The organism is bacterium, assembly GCA_023150945.1.
GTDB lineage: Bacteria > Zhuqueibacterota > Zhuqueibacteria > Zhuqueibacterales > Zhuqueibacteraceae > Coneutiohabitans.
Genome location: JAKLJX010000007.1, coordinates 292,814 through 305,677, shown reverse-complemented (window position 1 = coordinate 305,677; position 12,864 = coordinate 292,814). Strand labels below are relative to the sequence as shown.

Sequence of the window (12,864 nt, the reverse complement as noted above, 5' to 3'; positions counted from 1 at the left end):
CGTCTATAGTCCATAATACCACGGAATCACCTGCGCCAGAAACAACGCCATCCATATCGCGCTGATGAAATCCAACAGCAGCCCGGAAGCGGCCATGGTTTTCAATGAGACGTGCTTGACGCCGCCATACAGCAACGCATTGACGGGGGTGCTGATGGGCAGCATGAACGCGTTGGTGGCAGCCAACCCCACGGCCATGAGCGCAAGCAGCGGCGGCAGCAGCAGGCGCTCGGCCAACGCGTGCATCACCGGAAAAAATGCCACCGTCACCGCCGTGTTGTTGAAAAATTCCGTGGCCAACGTGGTGGTGAAACACATAAAAAAGTACAGGCTGAACGGCGCGGCCTGTGGCGGCAGAATTTTGCTCACCTGCGTTGCCGCCCACTGCGGCGCTTGGAGCGCAATCAGCACGCCGCCGATTGTCAGCGCCAGCAGCAACACGCCGAACGCGCGCAGGGGCAATTGCTCAAAGCAATCCGCAAAGCGCAGAATCGGCTCACGCCGGCGGTCGCTGCCTTTAAAGAGTGGCGCGAACAACAGCAGCGTATACAATATTCCAAAGAGCGCGGCAATTTTATCCCACGGCGTCCAACCGATTTTCAAACCCAGCACGGAGAGGCTCGCTGCCGGCGCGGGCAACAAGAGTTGCAAAATGGAATGCGCGCTCCAGAACGCCAGCCAAATCCCGATGGCCAGTGCGGCGCGCCCGGCAAAAATTTGCGGGCGGCTTTCAGAAAATGAATGTGCCAGCTCAATGCCGGCGCGGCGCACGGTGCGAGGCAAGATCACATAAACCAATTGCGCCCAGGCGCAGCCGATTAAAATCGCGGTCAGCGGCAGGCTCCAGCCGAACCATGAGAGAAAGTTGATCTTTTCGCGGCCCGGCGTTTGATACAATTCCAGCGCGCCCAGCATCAACGCGTTGGCGAGGCTGCCGATAAGCGAGCCCATGCCGCCGATGTTGCAGCCATAAATCGCCGCGAGCACCATGGCCGTGGTCAAGCGGCGCGCGAGCGGCGGATCGTACTGTTGCTCGAAGTGGCGGCGCAATTTTTCCAAAATCGGCAACAACGCCAGCGCGGTGATGAAGTTGGGAATGAACATGGAAATCAACGCCGTCGCCGCCATCAGCGCGAGCAGGAAACTGGTGATCGAATCGTGGCGGCGGGTGAGGCCGCGCGCGAAAAATCGCTCGATCAGCCCGTAGCGCACTCCCAAGCGGGAAAGCAAGAAGCCGGTCAAGATCAAAAAGAGAAAGGACACGAGTTATGCAATCTGAAAGTTATACTTGCAAATTTCATAAAACCTCTTCAAAACCTGGCGTCAGGCTGAATTGCCAGTGCCAGCCTTTTTTCGGACGATCGAGGGGATAGACGAAAATAACTTCCGCAATCAGATAGCCCAGCAAATTCAAACGCAAGGTTGCGCCGGCGCTGCGCACCAAATTGCGGCTGCCGTCGAGAAACCATGCCTTCTCGTTTTTCGTCCAGGCGACGCCGGCGTCGTAAAAAGCGCCAAGCTCGATGGGCAGGAAGCCGTAATATCCTCCACCCAGGCCGAGCACGCCGAACGGCGGAAAACGCAGCTCGAAATTGCCGGGCAACATTTTGCTGCCAAACAGTTGATCCACCACCGGGCAGTCGCCGGAAGCGCTGGCCCCGCATTCATCAGCGCTGAAAGAATTAAAGTCGTAGCCGCGCACGAGCGTGGAGCAACCAAGGAAAAACGGAAAGAGCCGGCCGTCTTCGGCATCGCGACCGTAGCGGCCATAATGGAGAACGCGCGCCGCCAGCGTAAAGGGCCGCGCCGGCATCACGTAGCGGCGATAATCCGCAAGCGCCGAATATGACGACAGCGAACCGTAGCTGGGCGATATTTCCAGCCGGTAGCGCTGGCCGAGAATGGGACTGGTCGCGCCGAAGATCGAGGTATCGTACACCAGCGCCGCGCTCGCCTGGCCCAAACTCAGCGAACGAGGCGAAGGCAAATCTTCCGTTCTATCGAGAATCACTCGTCCGGTGGCGGTGGAAACCGCAATCGTTCTCACTTCGCTGTCGAAGCTGATGTGGCGATAGCCCGCCGACAGCTCGAACCGTTGCGCCCGGCTGAAGGGATATCCAAGCACGCCGGCAATATCCCGGTTGATCTGCCGCAAGCGAATCTCTTGCTCTATGTATGCGGACGTGCCGTTGATTTCTCCAAACCCGGAGGCAAAGTCACCGGCAACGTAGGGAATTTGCTGGATCGTGGCGCCCCAGTTCAAGCGCCGTTTGAGATTTTGGTACGCGGCGACGGCGGCGATTTCTTCGAAATTTCCGGTGGCTTGCAACATTGTCGCGAGATTGTGATCGCCGAGCATGTCGCTCCAAAACAGCGAGGCGCCGCCGCCGAGATAGGTGCCGAAGCGATCGACGCCGGCAACGAGATACGGCTGGCCGATGTAATCGAGCGACAACTTGGGGCGATAATCGCCGGCAGCGGAATCACTCACCGCCGGCAGGCCGAAGTCCGGATTCTTGATGAGCGTCAACACTTCGTTGTTGGCGCGCAGCATCGGCGGCAGGGTTGCCGTCATTTGGCCACTTGGCGGGCTCTTCTCCGGCGAGCTTCTCCGCAGCATCCACCGAATAAATGCCATACTTGCCGTTTTCGAAAACACTAAAAGCCAGACGTGGCGCGCGCGAGGCAACCGAAAGCGCCGGGCTGAGCATCGTAAATGAACAAATCGGTTAATCCGCCAACGAGGGCGGAGAAGGCAATGTAGCGGCCGTCCGGTGACCAGGTGGGATTGAGAATTTCGCCAAGCTCGCGCAAAGTGATTTCGCGCTCCATGCGGTTGCGGGTGACTTCGAGCAGCGAGAGAACCGGCTGGCCTTTCTTGATCGCGGCGAAAGCGAACCGGCGGCTTTGCGCATCCCACGCGCCGGCGGAATTGATGAATTGCAGACTCTCGAAATGCGGATCGACCGCGGTGTTGGTGATTTTGCGCAAGATTCTTCCGGTCTCGGCGTCGGCGAGAAACATGTCGATGGAGAACAAATCTTTCTCCGAGAAGAAAACGATGTGCTTGCCATCCGGGCTGAGGGCCGGGGCCAAATTGATGTTGCCGCCGCCTTGTTTATCCGAAATCAGCAGGCGGCCATATTTGTCCGGAGTTTGCGTGACCTCGACGAGTGGATCATACGCGGTGTGAAGTGCGTCGTGCCAGGCTTGCGACAAGGCGTTGGCATCGAGGTTGAAAATAGTCTTGATGGCTTTCTCCACGTCGCCGGATTTGCCCGCGTCGCGCAGCAGCCTGCCCACCATCTCGTCGCCCCATCTGCCGGCGACGTAAGCCCAAAATGCCTGGCCGAAGCGGTAGGGAAAATATCGCGGATCGGAAAGCTGGCGAACGGTGGGCAGTTTTTTCGCGCGCGCCACGTCGCGCATCCACATGGCGGTGTGAGGATCGACGTGCCCGAGGGTCAAGTACTCTGACATGCCCTCAATAAACTACAACGGCAATCGCAGCGCGCTCGGCGCTCGGAATCCGGCGCCAGGGCTGCCGCCGCCGGTGAGGTCGAATTGAAACGCATGCACCAGCTCGTGTCCGAGCACGTGATCCGTTTCTGCCAGCGAGGCGGCAAACGGCTGCACCATACGGCGCTTGAAAGCCTCGGTAACGCCGCCGGTTCCCTCTCCCAGCGTGCCTTGAATGGTGTTGGTTTGCTGGAAGTGCGGCTGGTTGGCGTAAAGAATCAACGGCTGCTTCCCGGTGAGCTGGTGATTCAGCAGGCGCGACATGCGGGCGTACCAGCGCTCGGACATGCGCGCCGCGTGCTGTACCGCCTCCTCTTTTTCGGCACAATAGTAAATGTCGAAATGCGTTGTTTTGAGAACTTTGAAATCGAAGCTTTCGTACTGCACTTTGTTGCGGCCAAAATATTGGGCGTGGACGGCATCGATGGCAGCGCTTGTAATTATGAAGGATAGAAGAAACGGAATTCGAAAATGATCTGAAAGACGCATGGTTTCATTCCCTGAAATAGATGCGATGGAAATTCTCAATAATTGCAGAACAAAACGACTTTGATCAAAGCAACAAAGCAAAAGCTTTTTAAAAGGCAGAATGATTGTTCGGCAGGATAATTTTGTAATTGTAATCATTCTGCCAACAATGGCATTTTCTTCACCCGCTTGTAAATTTCCATGACGGCCATAACCACCGCAGCAATGGCGCCAAAAATCAGCCACTGCTCGAGGGGCAGGGGGCTGGTGCGCAGCAGCGCTTGCAGCGGCGGCCAGTGCATCGCCAGCACGTGAATGCCGAAGGCCGCAAGCATGCCGAACATCAAGACGGTGTTATTGGGCAATGGAATGCGGAAGGCGGAGCGGTATTCCGAGCGGCAATTGAGCACGTGATAGAATTGCATGAGCACCAGCAGCGTGAGCAGCGCGTTGCGGGCGATTGCTTCCTCCCAGCCGCGGTTGAGCAGGATGATCCACGCGCCCAAACAGACCAAAGCCATGGTGATGCCGCTGGTCAGCACCTGCTCGATCATTTTGCGGTTGAAGATGCCCTCGCTGGGCCGGCGCGGCGGCAGTCTCATGACGCCCTTCTCGCCGGCTTCGAATGCCAAAGCCACGTCTTGAATGCCGTTGGTCACCAAGTTCAGCCAGAGAATTTGCACAGCCAGCAATGGCGCCGGCAATCCCATGAGCGTCGCGCCGCCAATCAGGATCAGCTCCGCGGCGCCGGTGGAAATCAGCAGTAGCGTGACTTTGCGCACGTTGGCATAGGCGAAACGCCCTTCTTCAATGCCGGATACAATTGAGGCAAAGTTGTCATCAGTCACGATCATCAGCGCGGTGTCTTTGGCGATGTCGGTGCCGGAGCCCATGGCAACGCCGATGTTCGCGCGGCGCAAAGCGGGCGCGTCGTTGACGCCGTCGCCGGTGACCGCCACAAATTCGCCCACCTTCACCAAGCCTTCCACGATGTGCAGCTTCTGCTGCGGGGTGACGCGCGCAAAGACCGTGACGTGCTTGATGCGCTCGTAAAATTCCGGCGTGTCATATCCACCGATTTCTTCCAACTCTTGCCCGCTGATCACTTGCTCGACCGATTCGGCAATCTGCAATTCTTTGGCGATGGCCAGCGCCGTGGCCGGATGATCGCCGGTGATCATGATCACTTTCACGCCGGCTTGCCGGGAGACGGCAACAGCATCGCGCACTTCCGGACGCAGCGGATCGATGAATCCCACCAATCCCAACACCGTGAGATCGGCCAACTGCGACTCGTCAAATTGCGCCGCATTGACGGCATCGGCGAGCGAGCCGCCGGCGATGACGAGCACGCGATAGCCATGCTCGGCCATTTCCTGCGCCTGGCGCAAAAGGCCGTCTTCATCGAGCGGCTGGTCGCCGGAGGCGGTTGACATGCGAGTGCAGAAAGGCAATACCGCTTCGACGCCGCCCTTCACGGCGACTTCAATTTTGCCGTTGTTGCGATAGGCGGTGGCGGCGTAGCGCTTTTCAGATTCAAACGGGATCTCGGCGGCAATCGGGAACTGCCGGCGTTCGTCGTCCGGATTCAGATTCAGTTTTCGCCCCAGCGCCAGCAGGGCGACATCCATGGCATCGCCGCTGTGTTTCCAAGTTCCGTTTTCGTTGGCGAGCGAGGCTTCGTTGCACAGCACGCCAGCTCTTGTCAGGCCGAGCAAGCGCGCCTGCAAGGCTTCGTCAATTGAGCCGCCGTCCTCGCGGCTGGCTTCGCCTTCGTCGTTGTAACCCTGGCCGCTGATCTGCACGCGCGTGCCCTCGGGGAACACGATCAATTTCACGGTTTGCTGGTTCACGGTTAGGGTGCCGGTTTTGTCGCTGGCAATGGTGGTGCAACTGCCCAGACTTTCCACCGCCATGAGCTTGCGCACGATCACTTGCCGCTTGGCCATGCGGCCGGTGGCGAGCGAGAGCGCCACGGTCATCGCCACCGGCAGGCCTTCGGGAATGGCCGAGACCGCCATGGCGATCATCAAAAAGAAAACGTCACGAAATTCGACGCCGCGCGAGACTGAGAGCAGGCCCAGCAGAACGGCGAACACCAGCACGATCAGGCTGACTTGGCGGGCGAACCGCTCCATGCGAATGACCAGCGGCGGTTTGGCGCCTTCTTTTTCGGTGAGGGAGCGCGCGATTTTTCCGACCTCGGTGTGCGAACCGGTGGCGACGACGAGACCGAGGCCGCGGCCGGTGACCACGGTGGCGCCGGCATAGCCCATGTTTTTGCGGTCGCTCACCGGCGTGTCTTCGCGCAGCAGCGACAGGCTTTTTTCCACGGGAAGAGATTCGCCGGTCAGAAAAGCTTCGTCAATGGTCAAGTTGTTGACCTGCACGAAGCGCAAATCTGCCGGAACTTTGTCGCCGGATTCGAGCAGAACGACGTCGCCCGGAACCAATTCTTCCGCTGGAATCGTTTGTTGGGGCTCGGCGCGGCGCACGCGTGCCTTGATCTTCAACAGGGTTTGCAGGGCGTGTGCGCTCTGCTCGGCGCGCCACTCCTGCACCGTGCCGATGACGGCGTTGAGCAGAATGACGGCGAAGATGAAACCGGCGTCTTTGACGTCACCGATGGCCAGAGCCACGACGCCGGCGATCAGCAGAATGTAGATCAACGGGCTGGTGAACTGGTGCAGCACCACTTGCAGCAAAGTGGGCGGTTTCTTGGCGGGCAGGATGTTCCTGCCGAATTCATGCAGCCGCTCTTCCACCTGCTCCGGGTTGAGGCCTTGCTCGCTGGCTTGGAGCTTGTGATATACCGCTTCTTCCGCAAGGGCGTGCCAAGCGAGTGAGCGGGCAGAGGCTTCCCCGCGTTGCGCGCGAGGACGATGGGGTTTGTTGGTTTTCATTTTTCCTGGCAATTCGATAATTCACCCTGCTAAAAAACGTTTGAATGACAGAAAGATGAATGGGAGAAAAATGTAAGCGGTTGATTTGATTAAAAAAAATCATTCTGCCGATCCATTATTCTGCCCTCTCCCTTTTAAACCCGCAGCGCGGGTTTCATGGCGGCGCCGCTGAGCGCGGCTTCGATCATCAGAAATTCGCCGGCGTTGTCGATGGTCCGGCTAGAGTCCTAATCATGCTTAATTGGGGCCGAGGTGCGAGATGGGCGTCACAGAGCTTCACTTGAAGGCCACGCCCAATCTTCAGGACGCCTTGGGTTCGACTTTGGTGATCGATCCCCGCCCGCACACTTCGCATTGCCTGAACAGATTACGCCGCGTGGCGTTGGCAGACAAGATGTTGGTCAAAACCGTCGTCACAAAAAATGCCGCGAGCGACCGGCAACTGCATGATGGCGAAAAGAACAACGGCGAGGGCGACGAGGTCGAGAACGAAGGCGAATTCGACGGTCATGTCAATACCGCAAAATCATCGCCAGGCGCTGGTGCGCAGCCAGCGCGCTGTTTTCGACGAACACGACTCTGCCGCTTTTGCCGAGCACGGCTTCGATCAGTTCATCCACAGCGTCATCAAACACTTCGGGTCCCGCCAATTCGCTCACCGGCGTCAAGCGCCAGCCGCTCGCGTCGACGCGCGCGGCGTAGTGAAAATCTTCTTCCACCAGTAAAACCGCGCCGCGGCCTTCGTGCGCCATGCGCCACGCCGTGTCTATGCCGGAAGCGTGTTTGCCCGCTTTGACTGCCGCTTCCAGCTCCTGCAAAACTTCCCGGCGTTGGCTCGCCAGATGTTCCTGCATCAAAGGCCAAACCAGCTTGGCCAATTCATGCGCCGGCGTTTTGTCGTGACTGCCGGTGAGCGTTGCGGCCAGCAAACTTTGGTGGGATGACACTTCATCGAAAAAAGCCAGATGGCGGTCGACACCCGTCACCACCAGCGGCAGGGGATCGGCTTTCGCGGCTTTTTTGAAGGCGGCATCCACCTGCCGGAAGAATTGGCGATGGCGTTCGTCCCGATAGGCCGATTTGTTTACGCCGCGGCCGCCAGGCATGGGTTCGGTTACTCCCGGGCCTTCGTAGGCCATGGGAAAACCATTGGCGTCAACTTCAATCAAGGTATCGCGCCAAGCCTCGTACAGTCGCGTAGATTGCTCGCTGAGCACGAGCACCCAATAGTGCGGGCTGCGGTTGAGCGCGTGTACCAAATCGCGCGTCGCAAACGTTTGATCCACCACCACGCGCTCTTTGACCTGAAACGGCAGATAAAACTTCTGTGCCAGGTCTTGATTCACGAACAGGGCGAGGCCGTCCAGCGCGTAGTTGTAATCAATCTCCGCCGCCAGGGCTTCCAGGCGCGACAACAGCGGCTCCACCTCGCGCTTGGAAAATTCGGAGAGCAAACGCTCGCCGGCTTGTTTCACCAAATTCTTGACTCGGATCGCGTCCTGGCGATTCTCGGGGAAGCGGCGGTGCGTCGGCACCAAAATCGACAGCGCCGGATAGCCGCGCTGGGATTGCAGGAATTGAATGTCGTTACGATTCATGATTTATTTCTCCATTGTGTTGAAAACTGGAGCTTGGGAATGGGCTGCTTTCAGGTCAGGTTGCAGCAGCGCAGGCAGCTTGCCTGCCTGCGTTGCAGACCAAGGCCCAGAGAGGGCCGGGCTGAAAGGCTGGGTGACAACATGCTCTGGATTTTGCGCCGCATCGGCATCAGCCGGGAGAGGCGAAGGAGCACCACTTCGACCTCCGAAGCCGCAGCGGCGCCGTATGCGTGGCCACCAATTCCCTACAAACCCTGGAAAAACGGCCGCCGCACGTGGACGCTCTGCCCCAACCGGGCTTCACACCTTCTTTATTAGAATGGCCAAAATTGCGGAATCAGCACAGTCGCCAACAGCCAAAACAGAACATTCAACGGCGTTCCAATCTTGAGGAAATCGGCAAATTTATATTGCCCCGGGCCGTAAATCAGCGTGTTGGTTTGGTAACCAACCGGCGTCATGAAACTCGCCGAGGCGGCAAAGGTCACCGCCATCAGGAACGGCCGGGAATCAACGCCGAGCGAATCGGCGGTGATGATGGCGATGGGCGCGAGCAGGGCGGCGGTGGCGTTGTTCGACATCGTTTCCGTCAACAGCGAGGTGAGCAGATAAAACGCCGCCACCACGGCGACCGGCCCCCACGCGCCGATCGCATTGATCATGACCGAAGACACCACCTGCGCCGCGCCGGTTTTCTCCAACGCTGCGCCGAGCGAGAGCACACCGGCCAGCAGGAAGATCACCTTCCATTCAATGGCTTTGTAAGCTTCCTCCAAATCAAGACAGCCGACCAGAATCATCAAGATGGCGCCGGCAATGGCACTGCTGACAATCGGTATAATGTTGAACGCGGCGGCGAGCACAACGCCCGCGACGATCGCTATTGCAGGGAGAGCCTTGCTCTTGCGAAACGTGGGCAGACCAACCTCGGAAACCACCAGGAAGGCTTCATGCTCCTCGAGGTGAATGAGATGATCGCGCCGAATCTTCACTAACAATACGTCGCCCGCGCGCAGGGTGGTGCTTTCCATCTTTTCATGCACGGTGGCGCCGCGATGGCGCAAGGCCAGCACCGTGCCGCCGAAATAATTGCGGAAGCGGATGTCCCTCAACGTCTTGCCGTCCAACAAGGAATTGGGCGCGATCACGGCTTCCACCAACATCGCTTCCTCCGACTCCAGCTCCTCATCGCGCCATTTGATTTCCGGCTTCAGAATAATGCCCTTGCGTTCCTGCAGTTGTTTTATCTTTTCGATTTCGCAGCGCACGCGCAACACATCGTTGGCCTGCAGCACGGTTGCCGCGGTGGGAAGGGGAATCAGCCGGTCCTCGCGCTGCACTTCCAGAATATCAAGATCGAGATCTTTGACCAAAGGCGAATCCGCCACGGATTTGCCGACCGATTCCGCCTCCGGTAGCAGCACCACGTCGATCAAATAATCGCCCATGCCAAAGGTTTGCATGAGATCACCCTTGCCGCGGCGGTCGGGAATCAAGCGGATGCCGATAAAGATCATATACAGTATGCCGGCTGCGAAAAAGATTGCACCCATCGGCGTGAACTCGAACATGCCGAAAGCCGGCTGGCCGTGGCGCTCGGCGATGGCGCTGACCAAAATATTTGTGGAGGTGCCGATCAGCGTGCACACACCGCCGAACATCGAGGCGAACGACAGCGGCATCAACAGTTTCGAAGGGCTGACACCGAGATCGCGCGCGACACCGAGCAGAAGCGGCAAGAAAATCGCAACCACCGGCGTGTTGTTGATGAAGGCTGACAAGCCACCGGCGAGGAGCATGGTCACGATCAACGCCAGCCAAAGATTGAGTTTGAAGAGCCGGCTCAAGACGCGGCCGAGATGATTTACCGCGCCGGTTTTGAACAAGCCGGCGCTGAGCACGAACATGGCGCCGACTGTGACGGTGGCAGTGTTGCTGAAGCCGGCGATGCCCTGCTCCGGCGAAATGATGCCGCTCACCAGCAGCGTGCCCATCACCAGCAGTGCCACCAGATCGACCGGCAGCCTCTCGGTGGCGAAAAGGACGACGGCGATGACGACGAGAGCGAGAACGAAGGCGATTTCGAAGGTCATATAGAGGCTGTCTTCTCTCAGGGTGGTTGCCTTGTTTTCTTTTCGCAAGGAGGATGTGCCACAAAAAGCGCAACTGCTGCAAGAAAAGCAAAGAGTTTCCAAGCAAGGCGAGCAGACCGGGGGACTTGCATCAAGCATGGAGGGAGTTCTCACACCCGCCTTCGTCGATTCCGCTTCCACCGGGTCTATCCACTGGGTTGCGCCTCCTCCGCGTTGCGTAAGGAAGGATGGTCTTGTTGATCATGACAGAGCATCGGGCGCTTCGGCTGTGCTGGCCGCGCGGGCGGAGCCGAGCAAGTGGACAGGCCTGGCAATCATCTCGAAGAATAGTACAGCGAGACCGGCGAAGAGCCGTCGATTTTTCCGCCTTGGAGAATGCGCCTGCTGAGGTGATCACACTGCAGGGTCATCATCAATTCAACCTCCCACCTGACTACTCTCCATCCTGCCATCTTCCGCTTGTATGTTTCCCCAACTTTCTTAATTTCTCCGTGCCAACCATGAAGAACTATGCAAATAGAAAATATTGCCCTCGTCCACATCGATCTCAGCTCCGCAGGCTGGGATGAGTTCATTTTCACCTACCCGTTTGCGCCCGGCCCGGTGAAGGAGTCGATCGCCGCGATCGGTTTGCAGCAGCCGGTGGTGGTGACGCCGCTCAAGAAGAGATTCCGGCTCATTATCGGCGTGCGCCGCGTGCTCGCCTGCCGGGAATTGGGCTGGCAGGAGATTCCGGCCATCGTGCAGCCGCCCCAGAGCCGCGAGCAACTTCTGTGGCTGAGCCTGCACGAGAAGGCCGGTAGCCGGCCGCTCAACGCGCTGGAGAAATCGCGGGTGTTGCAGCGCTTCGCCGAGTTGTGGCAGGGCGACGTCGAGCGCCTGCAAAACGAGATTTGCCCATTGCTCGGCCTGCCCGCCACCGCCGCCGCGGTCGAGAGCCATCTTTTCCTCAAGGAATTTCCCGCCGCGCAGCAGGAGGACATTGCCGCCGGCCGCCTCACGCCGCAACACGCGGATTTGCTGCGGCCCCTGCCGCCCGAAGATCGCCGAGCGGCGGCGGAGCATCTGTTCGGCACGCAGAGAATTCCGCTGCGGGAGGCGCGGGAGATCATCGAAAACGCCGCCGGCCTGGCCGCGCGCCACGGGACGCGCGTGCTCGAGGTGTTTGAGCGGCCCGAAGTCAGGGAGATTTTCCTGCGCGATGATTGGTCACCGCGCCAGCGCACGCACGAGTTGCGCACGCTGCTCCACCGTGAGCGTTTCCCCCAGCTCAGCAGCCGGGAGGAACGCTTCGAGGATCTGGCGAAGCTGCTGGCAGGCGGCCACCGGCTGGACATCAAGCCGCCGCGATATTTCGCAGGCGATGATCTCACCGTCTCCTTTCGCGCCCGCGCGCCCGAGGAAGTTGCCTCCGTACTCCAGACGCTCAACGAAGCCGAACGCAAAGGCCTTTGGCAGAAATTGTTCGCGCTGTTGCAGGCCGAGGGCCAGCCGGCGGAAGAGGATTTCTGAGAGGAAAAAATGAAAATCTGCGCGGCGCAACTCCGGCCGGTGCAAGGCGATATTCCGGCAAACATCGCGAAGCACAAAAGGTTGATCGATCTGGCGCTTTCCCATGGAGCGGACACGATCGTTTTCCCGGAACTCTCCCTAACGGGTTACGAGCCGGAACGGGCGAAGGAATTGGCAATCGCGCCGGACGACCGCCGTTTTGACGATTTTCAGCGGATTGCTGATTCCAGTCACGCGACCCTCGCAATCGGTATCCCGACCAGAAGCGAAGGCATTTGTATCAGCCTGCTTATTTTTCAACCGCACCAGCCCCGGCGAATCTATTCGAAGCAGTATTTGCACCCTGATGAAGATGAATTCTTTGTCAGCGGCGAGAATTCCTTTGCTGTGATCGGCGGCGAAGTCAAGCTGGCGCCGGCAATCTGCTACGAACTGTCCGTGCCCGCGCATGCGGAAAGTGCCGGCAAAAACGGGGCGGCGGTTTATTTGGCCAGCGTGGCAAAATCAGCCGGTGGCGTTGAGAACGCGGTGCCGCGCCTCGCCGCGATCGCAGCGCGATATGCGATGACGGTCGTGATGGCGAATTGCATCGGCGCGAGCAGCGGCTTTGCGAGCGCGGGCAGATCATCGGTTTGGAACGATCGTGGCGTTTTGCTCGGGCAATTGGACGGCACCCATGAGGGTATCTTGCTCTTTGACACCGCGACCGAAGCAGTTTTGGCAAAGACGATTTAGCGCAGCACGCCGGCGCCGCGGCCGCCGGCTGCCTCA

General features: G+C 58.9%; 10 protein-coding genes. 2 read left to right on the top strand and 8 right to left on the bottom strand.

The window, feature by feature from the left end:
- Window positions 1-3 precede the first annotated feature (3 nt).
- The 8 genes from L6R21_12245 to L6R21_12210 all read right to left on the bottom strand — a co-directional run bounded on the left by L6R21_12245 (window position 4) and on the right by L6R21_12210 (window position 10,581).
- A complete protein-coding gene (locus L6R21_12245) occupies window positions 4-1,263 on the bottom strand; it encodes an anion permease (protein ID MCK6559957.1) in 1,260 nt (419 codons plus the stop codon).
- 34 nt (window positions 1,264-1,297) lie between these two features.
- Window positions 1,298-2,575, bottom strand: coding sequence for an outer membrane protein assembly factor (locus L6R21_12240; GenBank protein ID MCK6559956.1), 1,278 nt, complete (start codon window positions 2,573-2,575; stop codon window positions 1,298-1,300).
- An 83-nt stretch (window positions 2,576-2,658) separates the two neighbouring features.
- Window positions 2,659-3,480 (bottom strand): hypothetical protein, encoded by an 822-nt coding sequence (locus L6R21_12235; protein ID MCK6559955.1) that lies wholly within the window; start codon window positions 3,478-3,480, stop codon window positions 2,659-2,661.
- Window positions 3,481-3,492: 12 nt separating this feature from the next.
- Window positions 3,493-4,233 carry a hypothetical protein gene (locus L6R21_12230; GenBank protein ID MCK6559954.1) on the bottom strand — a complete coding sequence of 247 codons (741 nt, stop codon included), beginning with the start codon at window positions 4,231-4,233 and terminating at the stop codon, window positions 3,493-3,495.
- Entirely contained in the window at window positions 4,143-6,890 is a 2,748-nt protein-coding gene (locus L6R21_12225; protein MCK6559953.1) for an HAD-IC family P-type ATPase, read from the bottom strand. Before L6R21_12225 ends, L6R21_12230 begins: the two co-directional genes overlap by 91 nt.
- A gap of 367 nt (window positions 6,891-7,257) precedes the next feature.
- Complete coding sequence (locus tag L6R21_12220) at window positions 7,258-7,401, bottom strand: hypothetical protein (GenBank protein MCK6559952.1); 144 nt, start codon at window positions 7,399-7,401, stop codon at window positions 7,258-7,260.
- A gap of 1 nt (window position 7,402) precedes the next feature.
- The gene (locus L6R21_12215; protein ID MCK6559951.1) at window positions 7,403-8,488 is read right to left on the bottom strand and encodes a hypothetical protein; all 1,086 of its coding nucleotides are present in this window, start codon (window positions 8,486-8,488) and stop codon (window positions 7,403-7,405) included.
- A gap of 314 nt (window positions 8,489-8,802) precedes the next feature.
- Window positions 8,803-10,581 (bottom strand): SLC13 family permease, encoded by a 1,779-nt coding sequence (locus tag L6R21_12210; protein ID MCK6559950.1) that lies wholly within the window; start codon window positions 10,579-10,581, stop codon window positions 8,803-8,805.
- Between the two features lie 510 nt (window positions 10,582-11,091).
- Between L6R21_12210 and L6R21_12205 the strand changes: the two genes are divergently transcribed.
- Window positions 11,092-12,093 carry a ParB/RepB/Spo0J family partition protein gene (locus L6R21_12205; GenBank protein ID MCK6559949.1) on the top strand — a complete coding sequence of 334 codons (1,002 nt, stop codon included), beginning with the start codon at window positions 11,092-11,094 and terminating at the stop codon, window positions 12,091-12,093.
- A 9-nt stretch (window positions 12,094-12,102) separates the two neighbouring features.
- Entirely contained in the window at window positions 12,103-12,828 is a 726-nt protein-coding gene (locus L6R21_12200; GenBank protein ID MCK6559948.1) for a carbon-nitrogen hydrolase family protein, read from the top strand.
- Window positions 12,829-12,864 lie beyond the last annotated feature (36 nt).

Excerpts from the sequence above, each read along its gene's own strand:
- L6R21_12215 (MCK6559951.1), bottom strand. The coding sequence starts at position 8,488 with ATGAATCGTAACGACATTCAATTCCTGCAATCCCAGCGCGGCTATCCG.
- L6R21_12240 (MCK6559956.1), bottom strand. The coding sequence starts at position 2,575 with ATGACGGCAACCCTGCCGCCGATGCTGCGCGCCAACAACGAAGTGTTG.
- L6R21_12235 (MCK6559955.1), bottom strand. The coding sequence starts at position 3,480 with ATGTCAGAGTACTTGACCCTCGGGCACGTCGATCCTCACACCGCCATG.
- L6R21_12205 (MCK6559949.1), top strand. The coding sequence starts at position 11,092 with ATGCAAATAGAAAATATTGCCCTCGTCCACATCGATCTCAGCTCCGCA.
- L6R21_12220 (MCK6559952.1), bottom strand. The coding sequence starts at position 7,401 with ATGACCGTCGAATTCGCCTTCGTTCTCGACCTCGTCGCCCTCGCCGTT.
- L6R21_12210 (MCK6559950.1), bottom strand. The coding sequence starts at position 10,581 with ATGACCTTCGAAATCGCCTTCGTTCTCGCTCTCGTCGTCATCGCCGTC.
- L6R21_12200 (MCK6559948.1), top strand. The coding sequence starts at position 12,103 with ATGAAAATCTGCGCGGCGCAACTCCGGCCGGTGCAAGGCGATATTCCG.
- L6R21_12225 (MCK6559953.1), bottom strand. The coding sequence starts at position 6,890 with ATGAAAACCAACAAACCCCATCGTCCTCGCGCGCAACGCGGGGAAGCC.